General features: G+C 59.6%; 31 protein-coding genes. 13 read left to right on the top strand and 18 right to left on the bottom strand.

Annotated elements, in window-relative coordinates:
* Positions 1–105: 105 nt before the first annotated feature.
* The 7 genes from hyi to ACA044_RS21785 all read left to right on the top strand — a co-directional run bounded on the left by hyi (position 106) and on the right by ACA044_RS21785 (position 7,921).
* Complete coding sequence (hyi, locus tag ACA044_RS21755; protein ID WP_497443213.1) at positions 106–888, top strand: hydroxypyruvate isomerase; 783 nt, start codon at positions 106–108, stop codon at positions 886–888.
* A 149-nt stretch (positions 889–1,037) separates the two neighbouring features.
* Entirely contained in the window at positions 1,038–1,928 is an 891-nt protein-coding gene (locus ACA044_RS21760; RefSeq protein WP_497443214.1) for a 2-hydroxy-3-oxopropionate reductase, read from the top strand.
* Positions 1,929–2,077: 149 nt separating this feature from the next.
* Positions 2,078–3,358, top strand: a complete 1,281-nt coding sequence (locus ACA044_RS21765) for a glycerate kinase type-2 family protein (protein ID WP_497443215.1) — start codon at positions 2,078–2,080, stop codon at positions 3,356–3,358.
* Positions 3,348–4,763: a pyruvate kinase gene (pyk, locus tag ACA044_RS21770; RefSeq protein ID WP_497443216.1), complete on the top strand. Its 1,416-nt coding sequence runs from the start codon at positions 3,348–3,350 to the stop codon at positions 4,761–4,763. Before ACA044_RS21765 ends, pyk begins: the two co-directional genes overlap by 11 nt.
* A 292-nt stretch (positions 4,764–5,055) precedes the next feature.
* The gene (locus tag ACA044_RS21775; protein WP_497443217.1) at positions 5,056–5,970 is read left to right on the top strand and encodes an urea transporter; all 915 of its coding nucleotides are present in this window, start codon (positions 5,056–5,058) and stop codon (positions 5,968–5,970) included.
* 21 nt (positions 5,971–5,991) lie between these two features.
* Positions 5,992–6,816 (top strand): ion transporter, encoded by an 825-nt coding sequence (locus ACA044_RS21780; RefSeq protein WP_497443218.1) that lies wholly within the window; start codon positions 5,992–5,994, stop codon positions 6,814–6,816.
* 106 nt (positions 6,817–6,922) lie between these two features.
* Complete coding sequence (locus tag ACA044_RS21785) at positions 6,923–7,921, top strand: sulfate ABC transporter substrate-binding protein (protein ID WP_497443219.1); 999 nt, start codon at positions 6,923–6,925, stop codon at positions 7,919–7,921.
* A gap of 190 nt (positions 7,922–8,111) precedes the next feature.
* On the opposite strand, the gene ACA044_RS21790 is transcribed toward ACA044_RS21785, so the two are convergent.
* Positions 8,112–8,741: a hypothetical protein gene (locus tag ACA044_RS21790; RefSeq protein ID WP_497443220.1), complete on the bottom strand. Its 630-nt coding sequence runs from the start codon at positions 8,739–8,741 to the stop codon at positions 8,112–8,114.
* Positions 8,742–8,978: 237 nt separating this feature from the next.
* Between ACA044_RS21790 and ACA044_RS21795 the strand changes: the two genes are divergently transcribed.
* The gene (locus ACA044_RS21795; protein WP_497443221.1) at positions 8,979–10,184 is read left to right on the top strand and encodes an MFS transporter; all 1,206 of its coding nucleotides are present in this window, start codon (positions 8,979–8,981) and stop codon (positions 10,182–10,184) included.
* 98 nt (positions 10,185–10,282) lie between these two features.
* Here ACA044_RS21795 and ACA044_RS21800 read toward each other — a convergent pair whose 3' ends face one another.
* Both ACA044_RS21800 and ACA044_RS21805 read right to left on the bottom strand, forming a co-directional pair.
* Positions 10,283–10,687, bottom strand: coding sequence for a type II toxin-antitoxin system HicB family antitoxin (locus tag ACA044_RS21800; protein WP_497443222.1), 405 nt, complete (start codon positions 10,685–10,687; stop codon positions 10,283–10,285).
* Positions 10,687–10,899: a type II toxin-antitoxin system HicA family toxin gene (locus ACA044_RS21805; RefSeq protein ID WP_063342932.1), complete on the bottom strand. Its 213-nt coding sequence runs from the start codon at positions 10,897–10,899 to the stop codon at positions 10,687–10,689. The genes ACA044_RS21800 and ACA044_RS21805 overlap by 1 nt, the downstream gene beginning before the upstream one ends.
* Positions 10,900–11,154: 255 nt before the next feature.
* On the opposite strand from ACA044_RS21805, the gene ACA044_RS21810 reads away from it, so the two are divergent.
* Together ACA044_RS21810 and ACA044_RS21815 are read left to right on the top strand one after the other, a co-directional pair.
* A complete protein-coding gene (locus ACA044_RS21810) occupies positions 11,155–11,622 on the top strand; it encodes a helix-turn-helix domain-containing protein (protein ID WP_008073029.1) in 468 nt (155 codons plus the stop codon).
* A complete protein-coding gene (locus ACA044_RS21815) occupies positions 11,619–12,194 on the top strand; it encodes a PIN domain-containing protein (RefSeq protein ID WP_497443223.1) in 576 nt (191 codons plus the stop codon). Before ACA044_RS21810 ends, ACA044_RS21815 begins: the two co-directional genes overlap by 4 nt.
* Before the next feature lie 53 nt (positions 12,195–12,247).
* Here ACA044_RS21815 and ACA044_RS21820 read toward each other — a convergent pair whose 3' ends face one another.
* The 10 genes from ACA044_RS21820 to ccmA form a co-directional block, all read right to left on the bottom strand.
* Positions 12,248–12,652 (bottom strand): hypothetical protein, encoded by a 405-nt coding sequence (locus ACA044_RS21820; RefSeq protein WP_497443224.1) that lies wholly within the window; start codon positions 12,650–12,652, stop codon positions 12,248–12,250.
* A 14-nt stretch (positions 12,653–12,666) separates the two neighbouring features.
* On the bottom strand, positions 12,667–13,869 hold the full coding sequence (ccmI, locus tag ACA044_RS21825) for a c-type cytochrome biogenesis protein CcmI (protein WP_497443225.1): 1,203 nt from the start codon (positions 13,867–13,869) through the stop codon (positions 12,667–12,669).
* Positions 13,862–14,335: a cytochrome c-type biogenesis protein gene (locus ACA044_RS21830; protein ID WP_497443226.1), complete on the bottom strand. Its 474-nt coding sequence runs from the start codon at positions 14,333–14,335 to the stop codon at positions 13,862–13,864. The genes ccmI and ACA044_RS21830 overlap by 8 nt, the downstream gene beginning before the upstream one ends.
* A complete protein-coding gene (locus ACA044_RS21835) occupies positions 14,332–14,868 on the bottom strand; it encodes a DsbE family thiol:disulfide interchange protein (RefSeq protein WP_497443227.1) in 537 nt (178 codons plus the stop codon). Before ACA044_RS21835 ends, ACA044_RS21830 begins: the two co-directional genes overlap by 4 nt.
* Entirely contained in the window at positions 14,865–16,868 is a 2,004-nt protein-coding gene (locus ACA044_RS21840; protein WP_497443228.1) for a heme lyase CcmF/NrfE family subunit, read from the bottom strand. The genes ACA044_RS21835 and ACA044_RS21840 overlap by 4 nt, the downstream gene beginning before the upstream one ends.
* 3 nt (positions 16,869–16,871) lie before the next feature.
* Positions 16,872–17,327, bottom strand: a complete 456-nt coding sequence (gene ccmE / locus ACA044_RS21845) for a cytochrome c maturation protein CcmE (RefSeq protein WP_497443229.1) — start codon at positions 17,325–17,327, stop codon at positions 16,872–16,874.
* Positions 17,324–17,500: a heme exporter protein CcmD gene (gene ccmD, locus ACA044_RS21850; protein WP_497443230.1), complete on the bottom strand. Its 177-nt coding sequence runs from the start codon at positions 17,498–17,500 to the stop codon at positions 17,324–17,326. Before ccmD ends, ccmE begins: the two co-directional genes overlap by 4 nt.
* Complete coding sequence (locus ACA044_RS21855) at positions 17,497–18,252, bottom strand: heme ABC transporter permease (RefSeq protein WP_497443231.1); 756 nt, start codon at positions 18,250–18,252, stop codon at positions 17,497–17,499. Before ACA044_RS21855 ends, ccmD begins: the two co-directional genes overlap by 4 nt.
* A 78-nt stretch (positions 18,253–18,330) precedes the next feature.
* Entirely contained in the window at positions 18,331–18,999 is a 669-nt protein-coding gene (ccmB, locus tag ACA044_RS21860) for a heme exporter protein CcmB (protein ID WP_497443232.1), read from the bottom strand.
* A complete protein-coding gene (gene ccmA, locus ACA044_RS21865) occupies positions 18,996–19,631 on the bottom strand; it encodes a cytochrome c biogenesis heme-transporting ATPase CcmA (protein WP_497443233.1) in 636 nt (211 codons plus the stop codon). Before ccmA ends, ccmB begins: the two co-directional genes overlap by 4 nt.
* Before the next feature lie 197 nt (positions 19,632–19,828).
* On the opposite strand from ccmA, the gene fliK reads away from it, so the two are divergent.
* On the top strand, positions 19,829–21,403 hold the full coding sequence (gene fliK, locus ACA044_RS21870; RefSeq protein ID WP_497443234.1) for a flagellar hook-length control protein FliK: 1,575 nt from the start codon (positions 19,829–19,831) through the stop codon (positions 21,401–21,403).
* Positions 21,400–21,726: an EscU/YscU/HrcU family type III secretion system export apparatus switch protein gene (locus tag ACA044_RS21875; protein WP_497443235.1), complete on the top strand. Its 327-nt coding sequence runs from the start codon at positions 21,400–21,402 to the stop codon at positions 21,724–21,726. Before fliK ends, ACA044_RS21875 begins: the two co-directional genes overlap by 4 nt.
* Positions 21,727–21,763: 37 nt before the next feature.
* Here the strand turns inward: ACA044_RS21875 and ACA044_RS21880 are convergent, their stop codons facing one another.
* The gene (locus ACA044_RS21880) at positions 21,764–22,300 is read right to left on the bottom strand and encodes a DUF6622 family protein (RefSeq protein WP_497443236.1); all 537 of its coding nucleotides are present in this window, start codon (positions 22,298–22,300) and stop codon (positions 21,764–21,766) included.
* A gap of 249 nt (positions 22,301–22,549) precedes the next feature.
* On the opposite strand from ACA044_RS21880, the gene ACA044_RS21885 reads away from it, so the two are divergent.
* Complete coding sequence (locus ACA044_RS21885) at positions 22,550–22,864, top strand: EscU/YscU/HrcU family type III secretion system export apparatus switch protein (RefSeq protein ID WP_497443237.1); 315 nt, start codon at positions 22,550–22,552, stop codon at positions 22,862–22,864.
* Positions 22,865–22,998: 134 nt separating this feature from the next.
* Here ACA044_RS21885 and ACA044_RS21890 read toward each other — a convergent pair whose 3' ends face one another.
* The 4 genes from ACA044_RS21890 to ACA044_RS21905 all read right to left on the bottom strand — a co-directional run bounded on the left by ACA044_RS21890 (position 22,999) and on the right by ACA044_RS21905 (position 25,628).
* The gene (locus ACA044_RS21890) at positions 22,999–23,391 is read right to left on the bottom strand and encodes a DUF2802 domain-containing protein (protein ID WP_497443238.1); all 393 of its coding nucleotides are present in this window, start codon (positions 23,389–23,391) and stop codon (positions 22,999–23,001) included.
* Complete coding sequence (locus ACA044_RS21895) at positions 23,392–23,877, bottom strand: chemotaxis protein CheW (RefSeq protein WP_008024622.1); 486 nt, start codon at positions 23,875–23,877, stop codon at positions 23,392–23,394.
* A gap of 88 nt (positions 23,878–23,965) precedes the next feature.
* On the bottom strand, positions 23,966–24,832 hold the full coding sequence (locus tag ACA044_RS21900; RefSeq protein WP_497447282.1) for a CheW domain-containing protein: 867 nt from the start codon (positions 24,830–24,832) through the stop codon (positions 23,966–23,968).
* A gap of 7 nt (positions 24,833–24,839) precedes the next feature.
* Positions 24,840–25,628 carry a ParA family protein gene (locus ACA044_RS21905; RefSeq protein WP_497443239.1) on the bottom strand — a complete coding sequence of 263 codons (789 nt, stop codon included), beginning with the start codon at positions 25,626–25,628 and terminating at the stop codon, positions 24,840–24,842.
* Positions 25,629–25,644: the final 16 nt, after the last annotated feature.

A 25,644-nucleotide genomic window follows, 5' to 3' on the forward strand; every position in this document is an offset into this window, starting at 1 on the left:
TGCGTTGCGTGTCCGCAGGACCGCCGCCGAGGGCCGCTTCGCAGCCCAACGCAGCCTCGTTCCTCGGCAGCTGCTACAGGCACCTATTTTTTACGGGAGACCACCATGCCGCGTTTCGCAGCCAACCTGTCCATGTTGTTCACCGAGCAGGATTTTCTTGCCCGTTTCGACGCTGCCGCCAAGGCCGGCTTCAGCGGTGTCGAATACCTGTTTCCCTACGATTTCAGCTCCGCCGAAATCAAAGCCAAGCTCGATGCCAATGGCCTGACCCAAGTACTGTTCAACCTGCCGGCCGGTGACTGGGCCAAGGGCGAACGTGGTATCGCGTGCCTGCCGGATCGGGTCGAAGAATTCCGCGCCGGTGTCGATCTGGCCATCGCTTACGCCAACGTGCTGGGCAACACCCAGATCAACTGCCTGGCCGGTATTCGTCCACAAGGCGTCGACGAAGCCACCGTGGAAAAAACCTTCGTCGCCAACCTCAAGTACGCAGCCGACAATCTGCAAGCGGCGGGCATCAAACTGGTGATGGAAGCGATCAACACCCGCGACATTCCGGGTTTCTACCTGAACAACACGGCGCAAGCCCTTTCGATTCGCGAACAGGTCGGTAGCGCCAATCTGTTCCTGCAATACGACATCTATCACATGCAAATCATGGAGGGCGACCTGGCCCGCACCATGGCCGCGCACCTGGGCGAGATCAACCACATCCAGTTGGCCGACAACCCGGGGCGCAACGAACCGGGCACCGGTGAAATCAACTACCGCTTCCTGTTCGAACACCTGGACCGCATCGGTTATCAGGGTTGGGTTGGCTGTGAATACAAGCCGCTGACCACCACTGAAGCGGGTTTGGGCTGGCTCAAAACCCATAACGCAATTTGATCTGACACCGCGTCATCGTTCTTCGCGGGCAAGCCTCGCTCCTACGGGGGCCTGGGTTGTCTGTAGGAACGAGGCTTGCCCGCGAAGGCGTCCTCGCTGTCATCCCACGAATTTTGCGAACAGAGCAATAAAAACAAGAGGATTTTCTCATGGCTAAAATCGGATTTATCGGCACCGGCATCATGGGCCACCCAATGGCGTTGAACCTGCAGAAAGCCGGTCACAGCCTGTTCCTGTCGGCGCACCACGACGCCGCCCCTGCCGACCTGGTCGCCGCTGGTGCCGTCGCACTGGCGAACCCGAAAGAGGTCGCTCAGGAAGCCGAATTCATCATCGTCATGGTTCCGGATACCCCGCAGGTCGATGACGTGCTGTTCCGCGCCGACGGCGTTGCGGCGGGTGTTGGCAAAGGCAAGATAGTCATCGACATGAGCTCGATCTCGCCCACCGCCACCAAAGCCTTCGCTGCCAAAATCAACGAGAAAGGCGCTCAGTACCTGGACGCCCCGGTGTCTGGCGGTGAAGTCGGAGCCAAGGCTGCGACCCTGAGCATCATGGTCGGCGGCGATGCCGATGCCTTCGAACGCGCCCTGGCGCTGTTCCAGGCCATGGGCAAGAACATCACCCTGGTGGGCGGTAATGGCGATGGTCAAACCGCGAAAGTGGCTAACCAGATCATCGTTGCGCTGAACATCCAGGCCGTCGCCGAAGCCTTGCTGTTCGCCTCGAAAAACGGTGCCGATCCGGCCAAGGTGCGTGAAGCGCTGATGGGCGGTTTCGCGTCGTCGAAGATCCTTGAAGTTCACGGCGAACGCATGATCAAGGGCACCTTCGACCCGGGCTTCCGCATCAGCCTGCACCAGAAGGACCTGAACCTGGCCCTGGCCGGCGCTCGCGAACTGGGCATCAACCTGCCGAACACCGCCAATACCCAGCAAGTGTTCAGCACCTGCGCGGCCATCGGTGGCAGCAACTGGGACCACTCGGCGCTGATCAAGGGCCTGGAACACATGGCGAATTTCTCGATTCGCGATAAATAAAGCCTTGCGCAAAAACCTGTGGGAGCGAGCCTGCTCGCGATGAAATCGCCGCGATGCACCTGACATACCGCGGCGCCTGAATCGCGAGCAGGCTCGCTCCCACAGGGAACCGAGTCGCCCTCCATTAACAAGAATTCCGGGAGCCCGCCATGTCGGTCGATCCGCAACAACTGCTGCGCGAGCTGTTTGCCACAGCCATCGACGCGGCCCATCCGCAGCACGTCCTCGAAGCTCATTTGCCCAAAGATCGCAGCGGTCGGGTGATCGTCATCGGCGCCGGTAAAGCCGCAGCGGCCATGGCCCAGGTGGTAGAGCGCTGCTGGCAGGGCGAAGTGTCCGGCCTGGTGGTGACCCGTTACGGCCACGGCGCCCCGTGCGAAAAAATCGAAGTGGTCGAAGCCGCGCACCCGGTGCCGGATGCGGCTGGTTTGGCTGTCGCGAAACGGGTGCTGGAACTGGTCAGCGACCTGAGCGAAGACGACCGCGTGATCTTTCTGCTGTCCGGCGGTGGCTCTGCCCTGCTCGCCTTGCCCGCCGCCGGTATCACCCTGGCCGACAAACAGTCGATCAACAAAGCCCTGCTCAAATCCGGCGCCACCATCGGCGAGATGAATTGCGTGCGCAAGCACCTCTCGGCGATCAAGGGCGGACGTCTGGGCAAAGCCTGCTGGCCGGCCACGGTTTACACCTATGCGATTTCCGATGTACCGGGCGATCTCGCCACGGTCATCGCCTCCGGTCCTACCGTGGCCGACCCGAGCACCTCGGCTGAAGCGCTGGCGATCCTCAAGCGTTATGGCATCGAAGTCCCGGCCTCGGTGCGCAACTGGCTGCAAAGCCCGGAATCGGAGACGGTCAAACCCGGCGATCCGAGCCTGGCCCGCAGTCATTTCCAGTTGATCGCCCGCCCACAGCAATCGCTGGAAGCGGCAGCGGTGAAAGCCCGTCAGGCCGGTTTCAGTCCGTTGATTCTCGGCGACCTGGAAGGTGAATCCCGGGACGTGGCGAAAGTCCACGCCGGCATTGCGCGGCAGATCGTCCAGCACGGCCAGCCGTTGGCAGCGCCGTGCGTGATTCTGTCCGGCGGCGAAACCACCGTCACCGTGCGCGGCAATGGCCGTGGCGGGCGCAACGCCGAATTCCTGCTGAGCCTGACCGACAGCCTCAAAGGCCTGCCCGAGGTCTACGCCCTGGCCGGTGACACCGACGGTATCGACGGCTCCGAAGACAACGCCGGTGCGATCATGACCCCGCATAGCTACGCCCGCGCCGCCGCACTTGGCCTCGCTGCCTGCGACGAACTGGACAACAACAATGGCTACGGCTACTTCGCGGCGCTGGATGCGCTGATCGTCACCGAGCCGACCCGCACCAACGTCAACGACTTCCGTGCCATTTTGATTCTCGAGAGCCCTAAACATGACGCCTGACAAGAAGGTCAAAATCCTCGCCACCCTTGGCCCGGCCACCGACGGGATCGACGATATCCGTGAATTGGTGAAGGCCGGGGTCAACATCTTTCGCCTGAACTTCAGCCACGGCGATCACGCCGACCACGCGCAGCGCTATCAATGGATTCGTGAGGTCGAGCGCCAGCTGAACTACCCGCTGGGGATTCTGATGGACCTGCAAGGCCCGAAATTGCGGGTCGGCAAATTCGCCCAAGGCAAAGTGCAGTTGTATCGCGGTCAGGCCCTGCGGCTGGACCTGGATGCAACACCGGGGGATGAACGCCGGGTCAACCTGCCTCACCCGGAAATCATCGCAGCCCTGGAGCCGGGCATGGACCTGCTGCTGGACGACGGCAAGCTGCGCCTGCGAGTGGTGACCAAGTACGCCGACGCCATCGACACCACGGTGCTCAACGGCGGCGAGCTGTCGGATCGCAAAGGCGTCAACGTGCCGCAAGCGGTGCTCGACCTGAGCCCGCTGACCGCCAAGGACCGTCGCGACTTGAGCTTCGGTCTGGAGCTGGGTGTGGACTGGGTCGCGCTGTCGTTCGTGCAACGCCCGCAAGACATTCGCGAAGCTCGCGCGCTGATCGGCGACAAGGCCTTTTTGATGGCCAAAATCGAGAAGCCATCGGCTGTGACGCAACTGCGAGAAATCGCCGAATTGAGCGATGCGATCATGGTCGCTCGTGGTGACTTGGGCGTGGAAGTGCCGGCCGAAAGCGTGCCGCAGATTCAGAAAAATATCATCAGCACCTGCCGCCAACTCGGTAAACCAGTGGTGGTGGCGACGCAGATGCTGGAGTCGATGCGCTTCTCCCCGGCGCCGACCCGAGCTGAAGTCACCGACGTCGCCAACGCGGTGGCCGAAGGTGCCGACGCGGTGATGTTGTCGGCAGAAACCGCGTCCGGTGAGTACCCGCTGGAAGCGGTGCAGATGATGAGCAAGATCATCCGTCAGGTGGAAAACGGCCCGGACTATCAGACCCAACTGGACGTGAGCCGGCCGAAGGCTGAAGCCACAGTGTCGGACGCGATCAGCTGCGCCATCCGCCGCATCAGCAACGTACTGCCGGTGGCGGTGCTGGTGAACTACAGCGAATCCGGCACATCGAGCCTGCGGGCAGCGCGGGAACGGCCGACGGTGCCGATCCTCAACCTGACGCCGAATCTGCAAACCGCACGGCGTTTGACGGTGGCGTGGGGCGTGCATTCGGTGGTCAACGATCGGCTGCGCCAGGTGGACGAAGTGTGCTCGACGGCGTTGGAGATTGCGCAGGCGCAGGGGATGGCTCAGCGCGGCGATACGTTGTTGATCACAGCAGGCGTGCCATTTGGGCAGCCGGGGTCGACCAATTCGTTGCGTATCGAGACGTTGATTTAAAAATCTACCCCTGTGGCGAGGGAGCTTGCTCCCGCTCGGCTGCGAAGCAGTCGTCGCTTTGGCATGACGGTTTCAACAGAAAGACCGCATTGCCGATTTTAGGGCCGCTCCGCAGCCCAACGAGGGCAAGCCCCCTCGCCACATGATTTAGCGCCTGTACTGGCCTCTTCGCGGGCAAGCCTCGCTCCTACAGTTTGAGTCGTTCGCAATTATCGCGATCGACGTAAGTCCGTAGGAGCGAGGCTTGCCCGCGAAGGACGATTACACGGTTCCTCTGACACACAGACCTAAAATGCCTGCCAACCACTTCCACACCCACTGCCCCGACTGGGCCACCGCCCTGCTCAACGGCTTCAGCCAGATCTTTCTCCAGCGCCATCCGCTGTGCGGGCTGCTGTGTCTGTTGGCGATTCTGTTCAGCGCGCCGGCCCTGCTCGGCGGTGCGCTGCTGGGCGGTGTCGCCGGGTTGCTCACCGCGCAACGTCGCGGGTACGCCAAGGTTGATCGTCAGGCCGGGCTTTTCAGTTACAACGGTATTTTGCTCGGCCTGCTGCTGAGCCTGTATTTCCCGTGGTCGGCGTTGTTGCCACCGCTGATCATTGCCTGTGGCGGCCTGAGTGCGATGCTCACTCAGCAATGGCTCAAAGGCCCCCGCGATCGTCATTGCCTACCGGCCTACACCGCACCTTTCGTTGGATTGAGTTGGTTGTTGCTCGGCTTTGCCGCCCCACAGCAACCCGTTCCTCTGATCGAACTGAACGCCCTCAACCTGCTCGCCGCCGAATTGAAAGGCCTCGGGCAAGTCATGTTCCTTGGCCATCCACTGGCCGGCGCACTGATTGCCGCCGGATTACTGATCGCCGACCGCCGCGCCTTCCTGTGGGCGCTGCTGGGTTGCGCAGTTGGCCTCGGCTTCGCCTTGCTGCATCACGACACCTCCAGCGCATTGCAGGGCTTGAACAGCTACAACCCAGTGCTCGCCGCCCTCGCCTTCACCCCGCAACGCCGTCAACCGTGGCTACCGCTGCTGGGCATTCTGCTGGCGGTGTTGCTCACGCCGGGGTTCGCCGCACTGGGTCTGGCAACGCTGACCGCGCCCTTCGTCCTCGCCTGCTGGCTGGTTCGCGCAGGCTGCAGGGTGCTGCGTCAGGCCGTCGTAGACAGCACGCCTTGCGCTAGCGGGGAGAATCACCCTAGGCTTCGCTGATTCTCGGTTCAGGCGTTTTCCATGGACAGCAGCAAAAACTGGCGTGAAGAGCTTTACGTCATGATTTTCCAGAGCGACACCAAGGCTGGTCGGCGTTTTGACAGCATCTTGCTGTTGATCATCCTCGCCAGCCTGGTGATCGTGATTCTGGACAGTATCGACAGCGTTCACCAGAACTACGCCGATGTGCTGGCGTACATCGAATGGGGCTTCACCGTCATTTTCGTCATCGAATACGGCCTGCGCCTGTATTGCTCGCCCAAGCCGTTGCGCTACGCGTTCAGCTTCTATGGGCTGGTGGATTTGCTGGCGATCGTGCCCGGCATTCTCGCGCTGTATTACAGCGATGCACAGTACCTGCTGATCATCCGGATCATTCGGATGCTGCGGATTTTCCGCGTGCTCAAGCTCAGCCCGTATCTGAAGCAAGCCAACTATTTGATGACAGCGCTGCGCGGCAGCAAGCAGAAGATCGTGGTGTTTCTGCTCAGCGTCAGCACCCTGGTAACGGTGTTCGGCACTCTGATGTACGTGATCGAAGGCCCGGAACACGGCTTCACCAGCATCCCAAAAGGCATCTATTGGGCCATCGTCACACTGACCACCGTGGGCTTTGGCGACATCGTGCCCAGGACGCCATTGGGTCAGGTGGTTTCGTCGCTGGTAATGATCACCGGTTACTCGATCATCGCCGTGCCAACAGGGATCTTTACCGCGGAACTGGCCAACGCCATGCGCGGCGAACAACTGCAACACGATTGCCCGACCTGCCAGAAAAACAGCCACGAACACGGCGCAGCATTTTGCTCCCGTTGCGGCAATGCGCTGTTCAAGAAACTGGAATAAGCAAAGTGCTTTTTAATCTTTAAACGACTATGCGAGCCCGGCTATAGTCGCTGGCAAATTGCCAACACTTTCCATAGAACATGTTTGATTACACAAGGAATGCGCAGTGAAAAAACTCTTTGGCGCCTCATTTCTGGCCGCTGGCCTGGCCTTGAGCAGCGTGGCTCAGGCTGCACCGACCCTGCTTAACGTTTCCTACGACGTGATGCGAGATTTCTACAAGGACTACAACGCTGCCTTCCAGAAACACTGGCAAGCCGAGCACAACGAAAACATCACGCTGCAGATGTCCTTCGGCGGTTCCAGCAAACAGGCGCGTTCGGTGATCGATGGCCTGCCGGCGGACGTCATCACCATGAACATGGCCACTGACATCAACGCCCTGGCGGACAACGGCAAACTGGTCCCGGAAAACTGGGTCACGCGCCTGCCGAACAACAGCGCGCCGTTCACCTCGGCCACCGTGTTCATCGTGCGCAAAGGCAACCCGAAAGCCCTGAAAGACTGGCCGGACCTGCTCAAGGACGGCGTGCAAGTGATCGTCCCCAACCCGAAAACCTCGGGCAACGGCCGCTACACCTATCTCTCGGCCTGGGGCTATGTGCTGAAGAACGGCGGTGACGAAAACAAAGCAAAAGCCTTCGTCGGCAAGCTGTTCAAACAAGCGCCAGTACTGGATACCGGTGGCCGTGCAGCCACCACCACGTTCATGACCAACCAGATCGGCGACGTGCTGGTGACCTTCGAAAACGAAGCGGAAATGATTGCGCGTGAGTTTGGCCGTGATCAATTTGAAGTGATCTACCCGAGTGTTTCTGCCGAGGCCGAGCCGCCGGTGTCGGTGGTCGACAAAGTGGTCGAGAAAAAAGGTACTCGCGCTGCCGCCGAGGAATATTTGAAGTACCTGTGGTCGCCGGAAGGTCAGGAAATTGCCGCTGCCAACTACCTGCGTCCGCGGGATCCGGCGGTATTGGCCAAGTACACCGATCGCTTCCCGAAAGTGGATTTCCTGTCGGTGGAGAAGACCTTTGGTGACTGGCGCACCGTGCAGAAGACCCACTTCAATGATGGTGGAATCTTCGATCAGATTTACAGCGGTCAGTAATTCCTGAGCCCAACGAAAAGGCGGCCTGTAGAGGTCGCCTTTTTTGTGGCCGAACACAAAATTTGTGTTCGCTGAAGATCTCCTGTGGGAGCGGGCTTGCTCGCGAAAGCGGTGTGTCATTCAACATTGATGTCGACTGACACGGTCTCTTCGCGAGCAAGCCCGCTCCCACAGGGTTTTGGACATGTCATTACATCGGTGGTGTGACGCCATCCTTGCCGGCCGAAATGGATTGCGCGGTCAGTGTCCCATCAGCACTTTGGGTGACGAATGTCACGATCTTCACGCCCACCTTCAACAAGCTGCGATCCCCCGGCGCCAGGTTCACGATCGGCACATCCTCCGGCACCAGAATTTTCTGCTGGCCGCCCTTGTAGTTGACGGTCAAAACCCGACCATTGCTGACCACCAGATCGCCCACGCTGCCGTTGGTCATGCTGCTGCCCTTGACCAGATCAAAAGGCCGATGGCCGTCGCCGCTGCCGGCCAGTTCCGGTGGGAAGACATGGACTTCCAGGGCCTTGAGAGTGCCGTCTTCCTGGGGCACAGCAGCCGAGCCGATGTAGCTGCCGGGTTTGATGTCTTCGATATTGGCCAGGGTGACGGCGCGGACTTTGGCGTCTTGGGTCAGGTTGATCGCCACGTTTTCACCGCTGTTGACGTGGACTTTCATGACGTCGGCGCTGATGCCGGTGATTTCGCCGCGCACGCCGATGCGCATACCCGGCGCGTCCTGGGCCTGAGCCAACGTTGTCGTGAACAAGGTGATCAAGGTAACTGTTGAAGCGCCGCGAATCAGGTGACGGAACATCGCATTCATGGAAGTGCCTTCCGTGTTTATGAAACGTTAAGAGAGAACATAAGCACGCTATCGAACAAGATGTAAGTGAATGTATCATCGGATCCCACTGTTCGGGCGCAGGGTTGTCGGCAGATAGCACACACATGCGTCATTCATTCCGTACAGGCATGATGACTATCACTCCAAACTCTCTTCCGCCGCTCTACCCAGCCGATTAGCCTTTGCGCACTCCCTTCTTGTTCAGCGAGCCACGTTATGAATCCAGCGACTCAGGTGCCCCACGGTGCCGCAACAATGACCCGAGGGATGGTGCTGCTCTTCGCCTTCTGCTGCGGCGCTATCGTGGCCAATATCTACTATGCCCAGCCGATCATTGGCCTGATCGCGCCAGATATCGGTCTGACCGACACCATGGCCAGCCTGATCGTTTCGCTGACGCAGATTGGTTATGCGCTGGGCCTGTTCTTCCTGGTGCCGTTGGGTGATCTGCTGGAAAACCGCCGTTTGATGATCATCACCACTGTGGTGGCGATCGCCAGTCTGCTGGGCGCGGCGTTTACCGATCAGCCAAACGTTTTCCTGCTGATCTCGTTGCTGGTGGGGTTCAGCTCGGTGTCGGTGCAGATCCTGATTCCACTGGCCGCCCACCTGACGCCAGAAGAATCGCGCGGCCGCGTGGTTGGCGGGATCATGGGGGGATTGCTGTTGGGGATTCTGCTGGCTCGACCGGTGTCCAGCGTGGTGGCTGACCACTTCGGCTGGCGCGCGATGTTTGTCATCGCAGCGGTGTTGATGGCGGCGATCAGCATTGTGCTGACCCTGACGGTGCCCAAGCGTCAACCGGATCACAGTGCCTCTTATGGCCAATTGCTGGGCTCGCTCTGGACACTGTTGCGTCAGCAGCCGGTGTTGCGTCAACGGGCCTTTTACCAAGGCTGCATGTTCGCCACGTTCAGTCTGTTCTGGACCGCCGTGCCGCTTGAGCTGGCGCGTCATCATGGCTTGTCGCAAACCCAAATCGCGATCTTCGCCCTGGTCGGCGCCATTGGTGCCATTGCCGCGCCCATCGCCGGTCGACTGGCCGATGCCGGCCATACCCGCATCGCCTCGCTACTGGCCATGCTGTTCGCCAGCCTGAGCTTCCTGCCCGCGTTCATCCACCCGGCCTATAGCGTCATAGGCCTGGCCGTGACCGGCGTGGTGCTCGACTTCTGTGTGCAGATGAACATGGTCCTCGGCCAGCGCGCGGTCTACACCCTCGACGCCAAAAGCCGCGGCCGACTGAATGCGCTGTACATGACCAGCATCTTCATCGGCGGTGCGTTTGGTTCATCGGTGGCCAGCGCGGTGTATGAGCATGGCGGCTGGTTGTGGATCGTGATTGTGGGCAGTGCGTTTCCTCTGTTGGCGTTGTTGCGGTTTTTGAGCGTTTCAGAGAGGCGTTCGTTGGCAACGGCTTAGGACGCTAACAGCTTCGCGGGCAAGCCTCGCTCCTACAGGGATAATGCAAGACATGTAGGAGCGAGGCTTGCCCGCGAAGGCGATTCGACTGATACCACTCAGGGCCGAACCAGTTTCTCCATCGCCGCATCCGCGAGAAAGGAGGAGCGGCTTTTGACATTGTGCTCTCGCACATAACGGTCAATACGCTGGATCACGTAGCCAGGCAGCGTCACGTTGACCTTCTCGGTCTTGCCCAGATACGGCGAGATATCGAGTTCCAGCATCCCCCAACCCATGTCGGCAAATTCCGGATTCTCGCGGTGCGCAGCCGCTGAGGTCGGCATCGGAATTGACTCCCCGTCTGTCATGATCTCCTGCAGCATGATGTGGGCAATTTCGACCGCCGCGTTGTAAGCGTCTTCAAACGTATCCCCGGCCGTTACGGCACCAGGAATATCGGGGATCTGAATACCGATGGCGGTGTTCTCGTCGCCCCACTCGATACAGATTGGGTATTGCATTATGGATCTCCTGCCAAACTGGCTCCCGGGCAATACAGCCCGGCTCGCCTCCTGATGCTTTTGACCGTCCCGATCGGCAAACCCTTCTTCGGATGGGGGACGGGTATCGTGTAAGGGTTGTAACGGTGAGTGAAGATGTGATGACTGCCGGTGACCCGGTCCAGTGTCCAGCCCGCCTCTATCAGCTCCTTGATCAATAACCTGCTCTGCACCACCAGCCTCCTTGCTCCGGCCCAACAAAAATAACCCTAGGGTTATTTTTACTCAAGCACAAAAATCCGGATCACGACGCTCGGTTGTTTTACAGGGTGTTGATTTGATCGGACCTACGAAGGCTCGGTCGTTTGTCGATTACGTCCAGACTTGCAGGCAAAAGAGTCTTAAACAAGCCCAGGTTTCGTTTATTGCGATTTTCGTTTGATTCGAATAGCCTTCCAGCATCGCTACTCAGAATATTGGAAACCATCATGTCCTTAGTCATCCACCCACCAATCAACCTGCCCATGGCACGCGAAGTTCAAGCCGCTATCGAAGGCCAGCGCGCCCTCGCGGCCTATCTCGCGACTCAATTCGAAACCCAACGCATCCAGATTTTTGACGAGCAGAATGAAGCTCACAGCGTCGAACTGCCCACTTCAGCCCTGCGATTGCTGGTCGACATTCTGGCCGCATTGGCAGAAGGCAATGCGGTAAAGGTCGTTCCGGTTCACGCCGAACTGACCACCCAGGAAGCGGCGGATTTACTCAATGTCTCACGCCCGCACCTGATCAAACTGCTGGAATCCGGCGAGTTGTCCTACCACAAAACCGGCAAGCACCGACGTGTGCGCTTTGCCGATTTGATGGACTATAAAAACCGGCGCGACACCGCCAGCGAGCAAGCAATGACGCTTCTCGCCGAGCAAGCACAAGCGTTAAGGACAGGATACGAGTGAGGCACTCCCCTTTTACCGCTGTATATGACGCATGTGTTTTGTACCCTGCTCCCTTGAGAGATTTCCTGATGTGGCTCGCGCTCTCAGGACGTTTTCGGGCGCGATGGTCACTGGAGATACACAACGAATGGAAGCGCAATCTGCTGAAAAACCGTCCAAACCTGACAACAGAGCAATTGGATCGCACGTCCGACCTGATGGATCAGGCCATACCCGATGCTTGCGTATATGGTTACGAAAAGCTGATCGAGGGGCTAACACTGCCTGACGTCGATGACCGACATGTTCTGGCTGCCGCCATTCGCTGCAACGCCAGTGTCATTGTGACCTTTAATCAGAAAGACTTTCCCGATGACACACTGGGACCTTTTGGCATCGAGGCCCAGCATCCTGATGAGTTCGTCGATAACCTCTTTGACCTGGACCCGGCAGCAGTTGTCGCGGCAGCACAACGGCAACGCAAACAGCTAAAGATGCCGCCGATGGATGTCGGCACCTATCTTGATCTGCTATTGCGCCAAGGCCTGGTTCAGTCGAGCAAGGCGTTGACCCACTATCGGGCCATTCTTTAGCCTTCCACAAACCCCAAAAAGCAAAACGGCGATCCTCAGATCGCCGTTTCCATTCACTGCCCGAATTGTCTGCCCAACCCACCCGGCACACCATGGATGTCCGTCTCTTCCCACGGTCCGTTCGGGCTGATCGAGCGGCTCCAGCCGTTGTTCCAGCGGTAGTAGGTGCGCTGGCGGTAGAACGTGTTGGTTTGGTTGTCGAGCACATAAACGCCGAGTTTCGCGTCCCAATGGCTATTACCACCCGGTGGCGGGGCGAAGCTGGCGGAGGTGCGTGGCATCGGCTTGGACGGTTTGACCGGGGTGCTCGGTTTACTCGGCACCGTCGACGGAGCCGGTTTGGTACTCGGCCCCGAAGGCGGGATTGGCGGCAGCCGTGTGGGCTCGGGCTGCTGGACCGCACAAGCGCTTAACCCCAAAACCATACTGAGAAGAGTGATACGAGCGATGGCGGTCATGGCGGCGTTTCCTGTTATTTATCCGGGCTGTCGATGGTCAGTTTTTGTGGCGCGGTGGTGCTGGTGGCCAAGGGTTGGCTGCGACCGATCCATTCGCCGGCAGTCGGTTGGCCGGCGCGGGAGATGCGCGCAACCAGTTGGACTTCAGGGAAGTTCGACAGTTTCAACTGCGGCATCATGGCATCGGCATCACCCAGCTCGACGGTCGCCGGCAAGTCCGCGACGGTCAGACGCTTGGCGGCCAGCGGTGCGGGCGGGCCGGAGGTGGCACGGGCAAAGATGAATACGCTGTCGCCGGGCTGGACCTTGGCTTTCAAGTCCGGAGCCAGATCGACACGCACCTTGAGCAGTGCGGCAGCTTTCGCTGTTGGAGCTTCGGCCACCTTGCCACCGCTGGCTTCGAGTTTCTCGGCGGCCCGAGTGATGCCGCCTTGCAGCGCGACGCGGGACTTGTCATCCGGTGGCAGTTGCGCCAGCAGGCGACTCCAATAGTCGATGGCTTCCTGATAACGCTCGCCTTCAAAGGCCGCAATGCCCAGCAGGCCGAGGCTGGTGACTTCTTTCGGATCAGCTTTCAGCGCTTCGTCGGTCAGCGCCTGAACCTTGTCCGACCATTTTTTGCCGTCCGCGAAGTACTGGGCCTGAGCCCATTGCCCGAGCAGTTCCGGCTGACGACCGGCCAGGGTCACGGTGCGTTCGAAGATCTTCGCTGCATCGGCCGGACGGTCCTGGGCCATGTAAGTGCGGCCCAGGAAGTACAGGCCTTCAGCCGAGTCAGGCTGAGCGGCGACCGCACGCTCCAGGCGACGGGTCATCTCTTCCATCGACTGCGGCGCCTGGGCGAACTCGCGGGTCAGCTCGACTTTGTCGCTGGCCCCGAAATGCAGGTACAGCCCCAGGCCCAGCACCGGCACCAGAATCGCCGCCAGCAATGGCAACGGTTTGCCCAGACGCGACACTCGCGGCGCCTCGACGCCTTCGGTGTCGGCGAGCAGTTCACGGGCGGCTTCGGCGCGGCCGGTGTCCATTTGTTCGGCGTTGAGTACGCCCTCTTCCTGCTGAGTCTGCAACTCAGCCACGCGCTCCTGATAAAGCGCGACGTTCAGGGCCGTGCGGTCCTCTTCAAGCTGGGCACGACGACCACGCAGAACGGGGATCAGCAAAAAGCTCAGGGCAACCAGAAGCAGCAAACCTGCAGCGAGCCAGAAATCAATCATTCTTGGTTTTATCCAACAGATGGTCGAGGCGCTCACGCTCCTCGACGGAAAGCTCATCCTTGCTGTCAGTGCGTTGCACGCGACGGCGACGGACGATCACGGCGATGACCACAAAACCGCCCAGCAACAGCCCGGCGGGGCCGAACCAGAGCAAAGCGGTTTTGGCGTTCAAGGCGGGTTTGTAGCGGACGAAATCACCGTAACGGTCGACCATGAAATCGATGATCTGCTGGTTGTCCTTGCCCTCGCCGAGCATGCGGAAAATCTCTTTGCGCAGGTCGGCGGCGATCGGTGCATTGGAATCGGCGATGTCCTGATTCTGGCACTTGGGGCAACGCAGCTCTTTGGTCAGTTCGCGAAAACGCTCACGGTCACCTTCTTTGGCGAACTCATAGGTGTCGATGGCCGCGTGGGCCACACCGGCCATGCTCAAACCCAGCACGGCGGCGGCAATCCAGCGCTTCATGGCTTGACCTCATCGACCAGCGCCTGATACTTGGCCGCCAGTTTTTCACGCCAGACTTGTTCGTCGATCACACCGACGAATTTGTCGCGGATGATGCCCTTGGCGTCGATGAAAAAGGTTTCCGGTGCGCCGTACACACCGAGGTTCAGGCCCAGGGTGCCGGCATCGTCACGGATGTCCAGTTGATACGGGTTGTGGAACTCGGCCAGCCACTTCAAGGCGTCGGCGTTGACGTCCTTGTAGTTGATGCCGTAGATCACCACGCCTTGCCCGGCCAGTTTGTTCAGCACCGGATGCTCGACCCGGCAGGAAATGCACCAGGTGCCCCAGACGTTGACCAGTGCCGGTTTACCCAGAATGTCCGCTTTGGTCAGGGTTTTGTCACCCTGCACCGAAGGCAATGAAAATTCCGGGAACGGTTTGTTGATCATCGCCGAGGGCAGCTCAGCCGGGTCCAGGTACAGACCCCGATACAGAAAAACAGCGACCACCAGAAAAATCGCCAGTGGCAACAGCATCAACCAACGTCTCATGCGGTGGCTCCCGTCATGCCGAGCGCTTCACGCACGCGGCTTTTCACCTTGACTCGATAACGACGATCCAGCGCCGCCAGCAACCCGCCTAACCCGGTGAGCAACCCACCGAACCAGATCCAGCGCACGAACGGTTTGACGTGCACGCGAACCGCCCAGGCGCCCTCGCCCAACGGCTCACCCAGTGCAACGTAAAGGTCACGGGTGAAACCGGCGTCAATCCCGGCTTCGGTCATCACCGAATTCTGCACGGTGTAGAGGCGTTTTTCCGGGTGCAGCACGCTGACTTCCTTGCCATCGCGGATCACCCGTACGGTGCCCTTGTCGGACGTAAAGTTCGGCCCTTCGAAGTGCTTGGCGCCTTCGAACACAAATTGATAACCGGCAAGGCTCATAGTCTCACCCGGCGCCAGGCGCAGATCTCGCTCGGCACTGTTCTGGCTCGACAACACGACACCCAGCGCACACACGGCAATGCCCAAATGGGCGATTTGCATACCCCAATAGCTGCGGGTCAGCGTCGGCAAACCTTTGATCAGTCCCTTGTGACGGGTCTTGTCGAAGATATCCCGCACACCGGCCAGCAACACCCAGGCGGCGAGCATGAACGTCGCCAGCACCGCCCAGTTGAAATCGCCATAAGCGACGCCAGCCACCACGGCCAACGCGGCGCTACCGAGCAACACCGGGGTCAACATGCTCATCAGCCATTTGACCGGGGTGTCTTTCCAGCGCACCAGCATGCCGACCGCCATCACCAGCATCAGCAACGCCATCAATGGAATGAACAGCGCGTTGAAATAGGGTGGGCCAACCGACAGTTTGGCGCCGGTCATCGCATCGAGAATCAGCGGGTACAAAGTGCCGAGCAGGATCATCGACGCGGCCACCACCAGCACCAGGTTATTGCCCAGCAGCAGGGTTTCCCGGGACCAGAGGTTGAAGCCGACATGACTTTTGACCACCGGAGCGCGCAGGGCGAACAGCGTCAGCGAACCGCCGACCACAAACAGCAGGAAAATCAGGATGAACACGCCGCGCTCAGGGTCGGACGCAAAGGCGTGAACCGAGGTCAGTACGCCGGAACGCACCAGGAAGGTCCCCAGCAAGCTCAACGAGAATGCCGCGATAGCCAGCAATACGGTCCAGCTCTTGAACACGCCACGTTTTTCCGTGACCGCCAACGAGTGAATCAGCGCCGTGCCCACCAGCCAAGGCATGAAGGATGCGTTCTCCACCGGGTCCCAGAACCACCAACCGCCCCAGCCGAGCTCGTAGTAGGCCCACCAGGAGCCCAGCGTAATACCGATACCGAGGAAGGCCCAGGCGACGATGGTCCACGGACGGGACCAGCGTGCCCACGCCGCATCGAGACGACCGCCCAGCAGTGCGGCGATGGCGAAGGCAAACGCCACGGAGAAACCGACGTACCCCATGTACAGCATCGGCGGGTGAACGATCAGGCCGATGTCTTGCAGCAGTGGATTAAGGTCGCGACCATCCGCCGGCATCTGCGGCAAGATCCGGGCAAAAGGGTTGGATGTCAGGATCAGGAACAGCAGGAAACCGGTGCTGATCATGCCCATCACCGCCAACACCCGCGCCAGCATCACTTGCGGCAACTGCCGGGAGAACACCGACACCGCGAAGGTCCAACCGCCGAGGATCAACGCCCACAGCAGCAACGAACCTTCATGCGCGCCCCAGACGGCGCTGAATTTGTAATACCACGGCAACGCGCTGTTGGAGTTGCTGGCCACATAGGCGACGGAGAAGTCGTCCGCCATGAACGCGTAAGTCAGGCAACCGAAAGCGAACAGCAGAAACGCGAACTGCCCCCACGCCGCCGGCTGGGCCAGGCTCATCCACAAGCGATCGCCGCGCCAGGCACCGAGCAACGGCACCACGGCCTGAACCAGCGCGAAACACAGCGCCAGGATCATGGCCAGGTGGCCGAGTTCGGGGATAAACAGCCCTGAACTATAGAGAGCAGAAGTCATCAATTAACCCTCTTTCGCAGGAGTGGGTGCCGACTGGCCGCTGTCTTTCAGGGCCTTGGTCACTTCCGGCGGCATGTACTTTTCATCGTGTTTGGCCAGCACTTCGTCGGCCACCACCACGCCGTCAGCGTTGAGCTTGCCGAGGGCGACGATGCCCTGCCCTTCGCGGAACAGGTCCGGCAGGATGCCGCGATAACTGATGGTCACGGATTTGTTGAAGTCGGTGACGATGAATTTCACGTCCAGGGAATCGCCGGAACGTTGCAGCGAACCTTTCTCGACCATGCCGCCCGCGCGGATACGTGTGCCTTGCGGCGCTTCGCCGTTGGCGATCTGGGTCGGGGTGTAAAACAGATTGATATTCTGCTGCAGGGCGCTCAGGGCCAGGCCGACGGCAGCGCCGACACCGACCAGGATCGCGAAAATGATGATAAGACGCTTTTTACGCAGCGGATTCACTTGCCGTTCTCCCGGCGCAAACGACGCGCCTCTTGTTGCAGATACCGCTTGCGGGCCAGGATCGGCGCCGCCACGTTGAGGGCCAGCACCGCCAGGCAAATGCCATAGGCTGACCAGACATACAGGCCGTGATGGCCCATGGCGAGAAAGTCGCCGAATGAAACGAAACTCATCGAACGGCCTCCAGACTGTTCTGCACTTCGGTTTTCACCCAGCTCGCCCGGGCTTCGCGCTTGAGCACTTCAAGGCGCATGCGCAGCAACAGCACCGCGCCGAAGAAACAGTAGAAACCCAGCGCCGTCAGCAGCAGTGGCAGCCACATCTCGGCGGGCATCGCCGGTTTTTCGGTGAGGGTGAAGGTCGCGCCCTGATGCAGGGTGTTCCACCACTCCACCGAGTACTTGATGATCGGGATGTTGATCACACCGACGATCGCCAGCACCGCGCAGGCCTTGGCGGCGCTGTCACGATTGCTGATGGCGTTGCCCAGCGCAATAAGACCGAAGTACAGAAACAGCAGAATAAGCATGGACGTAAGTCGCGCATCCCAGACCCACCACGAGCCCCAGGTCGGTTTGCCCCAGATCGCACCGGTGACCAGCGCCACGACGGTCATCCAGGCACCGATCGGGGCGGCGCATTGCAAGGCGACGTCGGCCAGTTTCATTTTCCAGACCAGCCCGACAATGCCGCACACGGCCAGCATCACGTAGATGGACTGCGCCAGCATGGCGGCAGGAACGTGGATATAGATGATGCGAAAGCTGTTGCCTTGCTGGTAGTCCGGTGGCGCGAAGGCCAGGCCCCAAACCACACCGATGCCGATCAGCAGCAACGCCGCGACGCTCAGCCATGGCAGCAGTTTTCCGCTGATGCCGTAAAACCATTTGGGTGAGCCGAGCTTATGAAACCAGGTCCAGTTCATTGCTGTTTCCATCACGGGTGCTGCTCGCCATCACGAGCAGCGAAGGGCCTTTACTGATCAAAATTTGATCAGACCTCATTATTCGCCGACGCTGATCTTCAGGCCAGCGGCTATTGCAAAAGGTGTAAGGGTTATCGCCAGGGCGGTCAGGCTACCAAGCCACAAGAGATAACCGGTCGCCGGCATGCCCTGCAACGCCGCCTGCAAGGCGCCACTGCCGAGAATCAACACCGGGATGTACAGTGGCAAAATCAGCAGCGCCAGCAACAGGCCACCACGTTTCAATCCTACCGTCAGCGCCGCGCCCACCGCACCGAGCAGGCTCAGCACCGGTGTACCCAGCAATAAAGAAAGCAGCAACACCGGCAGACAGGCGGCAGGTAAACCGAGCATCAACGCCAGCAAGGGCGCGAGCAAAACCAGCGCCAGGCCGGAAAAAGCCCAGTGTGCCAGCACCTTGGCCAAAACCAGAATAGCCAGGGGGTGCGGCGAAAGGACCCACTGCTCAAGGGATCCATCTTCGAAATCACTGCGGAAAAGCCCGTCCAGCGAGAGCAAAACCGATAAAAGCGCCGCCACCCAGACTAGTCCCGGAGACAAGGTTTGCAACAATTGAGTCTCGGGGCCGACCGCCAACGGGAACAAAGAGACAACGATGGCGAAGAACACCAGCGGGTTCGCCAATTCGGCAGGACGGCGGAACAGCAAACGGGCCTCGCGGGCGACCAACAGGCCGAAAACACTCATACGGCCCAGTTCCCCAAATCAATGTCGCGATAGCCGGCTGGCATCCGGGTCAGTGTGTGGTGAGTGGTCAGCACCACCATGCCGCCCCGCTCGCAGTGCGCGGCCAGGTGTCCTTCGAGTTGCGCCACGCCTTGTTTGTCGAGCGCGGTGAATGGCTCATCGAGGATCCACAGCGGCGGGCTGTCCAGGTACAACCGCGCCAAGGCCACGCGACGTTGCTGGCCGGCGGACAGGGTGTGGCAGGGAACATCCTCGAAACCGCGCAGTCCCACCGCTTCCAGTGCCTGCCAGATCGCCTCATGGGAGGCCGGTTGATGCAAGGCGCAGAGCCAACAGAGGTTTTCCTCGGGGGTCAGCAGGTCCTTGATGCCGGCGGCGTGGCCGATCCACAACAGGTTGCGCGCCAGTTCACTGCGTTGCTCGTGCAGTGGCTGGCCGTTTAGCAATACTTGACCGGCGGTCGGGTGCATCAAACCGCAAAGCAGACGTAAAAGGCTGGTTTTGCCACTGCCATTAGGACCGCTGATTTGCAACATTTCGCCACTGGCCAGTCTCAATTCGAGATTTTCGAAGAGCAGCCGAAGGTCTCGCTCACAAGCAAGGGCAACGGTTTGCAGGACAGGACTGGTCAAGAGATCACGGGCCTTTTGCGGTTCAAGTCGGCTCTGGCGCGGCCGTTAAAGAGATGCAGCATAGATGCAATGACGGCTTGTTCTAGAGAGCTGCGTCAAACATTTGCAATGTTTTCGCCACTCAGCGAAAGACGGGCGGCATTATACATGCCGTACCTTACTCTCAAGAGTGCAATTTCCTCAGGTTGTGTCCGCGTATGACAGGCGAAATAAACATCCTCCCGCTCCCGCAAACCACCCCGGCGACTACGCGTGCGCTGGTGGTCAGCGGCGAATTGCTCAAGCTGCTGACGCCGATGGAGGGTCTGATCACGGCCGGTCAGACCGCCAGGGCCGAAGTGCTGTCGCTCAAGCAGGCGGATCAGACCTTTCAACTGTTGCTCAAGGTTACGCTCGACAGTGGCCGCCAGACCACGGTCCAGGCCACCAGCACTCAGCCGCTGCCTCAGGGCACCAGCCTGGCGATCACCCAGCCATCGGCGGGCAATTTGGCGGTCACGGTGCAACAGGCGATCGCCTCCAGCGTCGCGACCCTCACCCGCATCGACACGGCGCAACTGCCGGTCGGGACGTTGCTGCAAGGCAAAGTGCTGACCTCTCAGGTAATGCCGCAGGTGCCGGGCCAGCCGACGGTGTTTCGCTCGATGGTGAGCCTGCTCAACACCGCGCTGAGCGGCAGCACCCTGAGCATCGACAGCCCGACGCCACTGCGCATCGGGACCTTGCTGAGCGCCTTGGTGCAGGACACCCAGACGCTGAAATTCGTCCCGTTGAGCAGCCGTCAGGAACAGTTGGCGGTGACGCAGCAACTGGTCAGCCAGCAAAGTCGCCAGGGCTCTTTAGAGGGTTTGATCAAAGTCCTGCAAAACCTGCCGCCGTCGGATCAGACCTCCAGCGACTTGCGCGCCGTCGTGGACAAATTGCTCGCCGGCCTGCCGGACGTTCAGCAACTGAGTACGCCCAAAGGCCTGGCCCAGGCGTTGGCCAATAGCGGCCTGTTCCTCGAAGCGAAACTGCTGACCGGACAAAACCCGACCCTGACACCTGACATGAAAGGCGACTTGCTCAAGCTGATCGCACAACTGACGCCGGGCCTGCCGGCCAACACCCCTTTCAACGCGATCATCGCCGCCAATACACTGGCGCAAGCGCTGCCGAGTTTCGTGCGAAGCGCCTTGGGCATGCTTGGGCAAGTCAGCGCCAAACCGTTGCCGACCAGTTTCCCGCTTCCCGAGCGCCTGCTGCAAAGTCAGGACGGTGAAGGCGATCTGGAGCACTTGTTGCGTCTGGCAGCGGCGGCCGTCTCGCGGCTGCAAAGCCATCAGCTGTCGAGCCTGGAACAGACCGGCGTCACCGACGACGGTCGGCTGCTCAGCACCTGGCAGCTGGAAATCCCCATGCGCAACCTGCAGGACATCGTGCCGTTGCAGGTCAAATTCCAGCGCGAAGAAGCGCCCGAGAAAGAACAGCCCCACGAACGCCGCGACGAACGCGAACCCAAGCAACAGCTGTGGCGCGTCGATCTGGCGTTCGACATGGAACCGTTAGGGCCGTTGCAGATTCAGGCCCAACTGATCAAAGGCAGCCTCTCCAGCCAGCTATGGGCCGAACGGCCGTACACCGCGAGCCTGATCGAGAGCAACCTGGCCGGACTGCGCGAACGCCTGCGCGCGTCAGGCCTGAACGTCGGCGATCTGGATTGCCACCTCGGCACACCGCCACAAGGCCCTCAAACCCGCCTCGAACAACGCTGGGTCGACGAAACCGCATGAACGAATCCACCGCACCACGCCAGGCCATCGCCCTCAAATACGACGGCACTCACGCCCCTACCCTCACGGCCAAAGGTGACGAAGAACTGGCCGAAGCCATTCTGCAAATTGCCCGCGATTACGAAGTGCCGATCTACGAAAACGCCGAGCTGGTGAAACTGCTGGCAAGGATGGAATTGGGAGAGAGTATTCCGCAGGAGTTGTATCTCACGATTGCCGAGATTATTGCGTTTGCGTGGAATTTGAAGGGCAAGTTTCCTGAGGGGCAGGATCCGCATGCGCCTAGAGAGGAACGAGACGTAACGCCTTCAGCTCAGGAATGAGAGCACCACGACTCGCCACCCCAATTGAGATTGGTCGTCATTTCGTTGATGCCACGGTGACGTTATCGGTTCTGAAGAAGTGCAAAAGTCTGAGGCAACGGCTGATAATCAAACCATTGATAACGCCCGCGCCCAAAGATGAGAAAGAGATCATAAACACTTTATCAGCAAGTTCCGGACGCATTGCAACTTGATAACCGCTGTAATAACGCCAGGCAAAAAAGCACCAATAAACGACGAGTACTTTGACCGAACCACCCAGTATCAATCGATCACCTTCGCGTTCGACATCGCGGTACGAGTAAAAACCCAGCGCCCCAAGCCATCCGACTGACAACCCAAGCGCGTAAATCGACAACGGCATTGCGATACCCTGAGAGAAATTCAAAGACACCAGGGAAGTCGTGACAAATATTATCGGTGTTATCAGTAACGACCTTTTGGTTTCATGATTTTTGAAGCAAGCAATGACACCAAAATAGGTCACTATAAAAAAGACCGCATAAACCCATAGTGGTGTATGACGAAAGATATCGAACATAACAATCCTTGGCACTGCACATGTCAAAAACACGGCATTTAAGATTGGGGGGGGCGCGATCGAAATGTGACTTCGTCTGCGGGCGGGTAAGTCCGATCAATGCTATGCGGCAACGCAGATCAGGTTATTAATGAGGGGCCATTCTCACAAGTCGGCGAGATCCCACAAAATTGTAGGCAATGGACTAGGGCAGTGTAATTTTGGTCTGAGAACGGGCAACAAATCTGAACATCAATTTCTTTCGCCTTCCGTGTCGCTATAAAACTGCCACCTTCAGTTCGATTGCTGACTTGTCACAAAGCCCTCAAATACGACGGCACCCACGCCCCTACCCTCACGGCCAAAGGTGACGAAGAACTGGCCGAAGCCATTCTGCAAATTGCCCGCGATTACGAAGTGCCGATCTACGAAAACGCCGAGCTGGTGAAACTGCTGGCAAGGATGGAATTGGGAGAGAGTATTGCGCAGGAGTTGTATCTCACGATTGCCGAGATTATTGCGTTTGCGTGGAATTTGAAGGGCAAGTTTCCTGAGGGGCAGGATCCGCATGCGCCGATGGTAGAGAAGGATGTCACCGATCGAGGGGACGATTACTGAGGATTTGAGGACGCCTTCGCGAGCAAGCCCGCTCCCACAGGGGATTGGCGGCGCTCACACATTCTGTGTCCACCACCGATCCACTGTGGGAGCGGGCTTGCTCGCGAATAGCGATCTCAACGCAAGCGCAGAAATCAGTTCTTGTGCAACTTACTCATCAACTCCGCCTCAGCCTGGGTCAAGCCGCAGGACTGAGTCAGTTCATCGACGCTGGCCCCCATCCCCACCAATCGCGCCGCTTGGGCAAACGACAGGCTCGACGGATCACGCTGCTCCAACTGAGCCAGTTTGTCCGGCAACGGCCCGACGACCGCGCGCAGTTCGTGCAGGTCTTCACCCATGCGCACGTTGCCGCTCTGGTAGTCGTCGACGCGCTTGGCCAGGTCCTTGATGCGCTGATCGCGCAGCGCATCGCCCTGGGCCTGTTGCGCGGCGATTTGCCGTTGAGCGCGGATGTATGCCAGGAACATCGTCAACGTGCCTGCCCAGAAGAGGAACAGGACAATGACAGCCACCTCAAGAATCAATCAGATACTCTCCAGTTCCGACCATTCTTCTTCGCTCATCATCTTGTCCAGCTCGACCAGGATCAGCAGTTCGTTGTTCTTGTTGCACACGCCTTGAATGAACTTGGCGGACTCTTCGTTACCGACGTTTGGCGCGGTCTCGATTTCCGACTGACGCAGGTAAACCACTTCAGCCACGCTGTCGACCATGATCCCGACCACTTGCTTGTCGGCTTCGATGATGACGATACGGGTGTTGTCGCTGATCTCGGCATTCATCAGGCCGAAGCGCTGACGGGTGTCGATCACGGTGACCACGTTACCGCGCAGGTTGATGATGCCCAGCACGTAGCTCGGGGCACCCGGAACCGGGGCGATTTCGGTGTAACGCAGGACTTCCTGAACGCGCATCACGTTGATGCCGTAGGTTTCATTGTCCAGTTTGAAGGTTACCCATTGCAGGATCGGATCTTCGGAACCTTTTGCAGACGACGCCTTATCATTCATACCCTGACCCCTCGAAAAACCGCCCTGGCGGTGTGTGTTCTGTGTGGCGGCATTCAACAATGCCGTCGCATGTTTGTTATGTCGGCTGTTATGTCGATTTGTGTAGCGGCTTGCTGCCGCCCATGTGCTTTGCCCCACCGCTGGCGATCAACTCGGCCAGGGCGGAAACGTCCAGCAGCGCACACATGTGCTCAATCACCGTGCCGGCGAGCCATGGCCGCTGACCTCGATGACTTCTCCATTTGATTTCATTCGGGTCCAGGCGCAACGAGCGGCTGACCTGATGCACCGCCAGTCCCCACTCGTAGCCCTGAACCGAAATAACGTATTGCAGGCCCTGGCGGAAATCATCGCGATAACGATCCGGCATGACCCAGCGCGCAGTATCCAAAACTTTCAGGTTGCCGGCCTGGCTCGGCAGGATTCCAAGGAACCATTCCGGCTGACCGAACAACGGCGTCAGCTCGTGGCCGGCCAGGGAATAAATCGAGCCCAGGCACACCAGCGGCACCGCCAGGGTCAACCCGGCGACGTCGAACAACAGGCATTCGAACGGCTCGGCAGCCCATGCCGGACGACCGTCGGTTTCCACCGGGGGCGGCGTGTTGCTCGGCGGCAGATGAACTTCCACCACCGGCGGCACCAGCGCTTGCAGCAGCGGTGCAATCGTCGACACGGGCGCCAGAATCGGTGCCGGCGCTTCGATCACGGCCACCGGTGCTTTCAACACTGGAGCAACGATTGGTGCGGCGGCCACTGCCGGTTTCTGCGCATCACGGGCCTGTTCTTCAAGCACGGCAGCCTGGAACTCATCCAGCGCTGCTTCAACCACGACAACCTCGGGCAGAGCCTCGATTTCTGGCGGCAACTCTTCGGTCGCCTCCTGCAGCAAGCCGTCCAGATAGGATTGGAGGGCCAGTTGCGGGCGCGAGGTGATCTTCACCGGCCGATTCAGGTTCATCTCACGCCACCTGCGGAACAAGTTGCTGCGCCAGCAAATGCTTGAGCAGTGCACGGTACGCGAGGACACCACGGCTCTTGCCGTCGAATTGCGAAGGCGTCACCCCGGCCCGGCTCGCATCACGCAAGCGGGTGTCGATCGGGATGTAGCCTTGCCAGATTTCTTCCGGGTACTTGTCGCGCAGCACACGAAGGGTGCCGAGAGAAGCCTGGGTGCGGCGGTCGAACAGGGTCGGCACGATGCTGAACGGCAGCGCCTGTTTGCGCGAGCGGTTGATCATCGCCAGGGTGTTGACCATGCGTTCCAGGCCTTTGACGGCCAAGTGTTCGGTCTGCACCGGAATCACCAACTGCTGGCTGGCCGCCAAGGCATTGACCATCAGCACGCCGAGCAGCGGTGGGCTGTCGATGACGGCGTAATCGAAGTCCTGCCACAACTGCGCCAGGCTCTTGGCGATCACCAGGCCCAAACCACTCTGGCCCGGTGACTGGCGTTCAAGGGTCGCCAGCGCGGTGCTCGACGGCAACAGGGAAATGCGTTCGTCACTGGTGGGCAGCAGCAACTGACCGGGCAAGCCTTGCGGCACGCTGCCCTTGTGCAGAAACAGGTCGTAGCTGCTGTGTTCCAGGCTGTCGGGGTCGTAACCGAAGTAGCTGGTCATGGAGCCGTGGGGATCGAGATCGACCACAACCACGCGCTTGCCCGCCTCGGCCAGTAAACCGGCTAAAGCGATGGAGGAAGTGGTTTTACCGACACCACCCTTTTGATTGGCGACTGCCCAGACTCTCATTCGGATTGTTCCTCCC

The organism is Pseudomonas sp. LBUM1673 (assembly GCF_059695645.1).

Bases quoted from the DNA above. Each gene is read 5' to 3' on its own strand.
- ACA044_RS21800 (WP_497443222.1), bottom strand. From the start codon at position 10,687: ATGCAATACCCAATCTGTATCGAGTGGGGCGACGAGAACACCGCCATC.
- ACA044_RS21765 (WP_497443215.1), top strand. From the start codon at position 2,078: ATGTCGGTCGATCCGCAACAACTGCTGCGCGAGCTGTTTGCCACAGCC.
- ACA044_RS21875 (WP_497443235.1), top strand. From the start codon at position 21,400: ATGAACGAATCCACCGCACCACGCCAGGCCATCGCCCTCAAATACGAC.
- ACA044_RS21835 (WP_497443227.1), bottom strand. From the start codon at position 14,868: ATGAGACGTTGGTTGATGCTGTTGCCACTGGCGATTTTTCTGGTGGTC.
- hyi (WP_497443213.1), top strand. From the start codon at position 106: ATGCCGCGTTTCGCAGCCAACCTGTCCATGTTGTTCACCGAGCAGGAT.
- ACA044_RS21855 (WP_497443231.1), bottom strand. From the start codon at position 18,252: ATGAACTGGACCTGGTTTCATAAGCTCGGCTCACCCAAATGGTTTTAC.
- ACA044_RS21790 (WP_497443220.1), bottom strand. From the start codon at position 8,741: ATGAATGCGATGTTCCGTCACCTGATTCGCGGCGCTTCAACAGTTACC.
- ACA044_RS21895 (WP_008024622.1), bottom strand. From the start codon at position 23,877: ATGAATGATAAGGCGTCGTCTGCAAAAGGTTCCGAAGATCCGATCCTG.
- ACA044_RS21820 (WP_497443224.1), bottom strand. From the start codon at position 12,652: ATGACCGCCATCGCTCGTATCACTCTTCTCAGTATGGTTTTGGGGTTA.
- ACA044_RS21780 (WP_497443218.1), top strand. From the start codon at position 5,992: ATGGACAGCAGCAAAAACTGGCGTGAAGAGCTTTACGTCATGATTTTC.
- ACA044_RS21810 (WP_008073029.1), top strand. From the start codon at position 11,155: ATGTCCTTAGTCATCCACCCACCAATCAACCTGCCCATGGCACGCGAA.
- ACA044_RS21905 (WP_497443239.1), bottom strand. From the start codon at position 25,628: ATGAGAGTCTGGGCAGTCGCCAATCAAAAGGGTGGTGTCGGTAAAACC.
- ccmD (WP_497443230.1), bottom strand. From the start codon at position 17,500: ATGAGTTTCGTTTCATTCGGCGACTTTCTCGCCATGGGCCATCACGGC.
- ACA044_RS21830 (WP_497443226.1), bottom strand. From the start codon at position 14,335: ATGAAGCGCTGGATTGCCGCCGCCGTGCTGGGTTTGAGCATGGCCGGT.
- ACA044_RS21840 (WP_497443228.1), bottom strand. From the start codon at position 16,868: ATGACTTCTGCTCTCTATAGTTCAGGGCTGTTTATCCCCGAACTCGGC.
- ACA044_RS21795 (WP_497443221.1), top strand. From the start codon at position 8,979: ATGAATCCAGCGACTCAGGTGCCCCACGGTGCCGCAACAATGACCCGA.
- ACA044_RS21760 (WP_497443214.1), top strand. From the start codon at position 1,038: ATGGCTAAAATCGGATTTATCGGCACCGGCATCATGGGCCACCCAATG.
- pyk (WP_497443216.1), top strand. From the start codon at position 3,348: ATGACGCCTGACAAGAAGGTCAAAATCCTCGCCACCCTTGGCCCGGCC.
- ccmB (WP_497443232.1), bottom strand. From the start codon at position 18,999: ATGAGTGTTTTCGGCCTGTTGGTCGCCCGCGAGGCCCGTTTGCTGTTC.
- ACA044_RS21775 (WP_497443217.1), top strand. From the start codon at position 5,056: ATGCCTGCCAACCACTTCCACACCCACTGCCCCGACTGGGCCACCGCC.
- fliK (WP_497443234.1), top strand. From the start codon at position 19,829: ATGACAGGCGAAATAAACATCCTCCCGCTCCCGCAAACCACCCCGGCG.
- ccmI (WP_497443225.1), bottom strand. From the start codon at position 13,869: ATGATTGATTTCTGGCTCGCTGCAGGTTTGCTGCTTCTGGTTGCCCTG.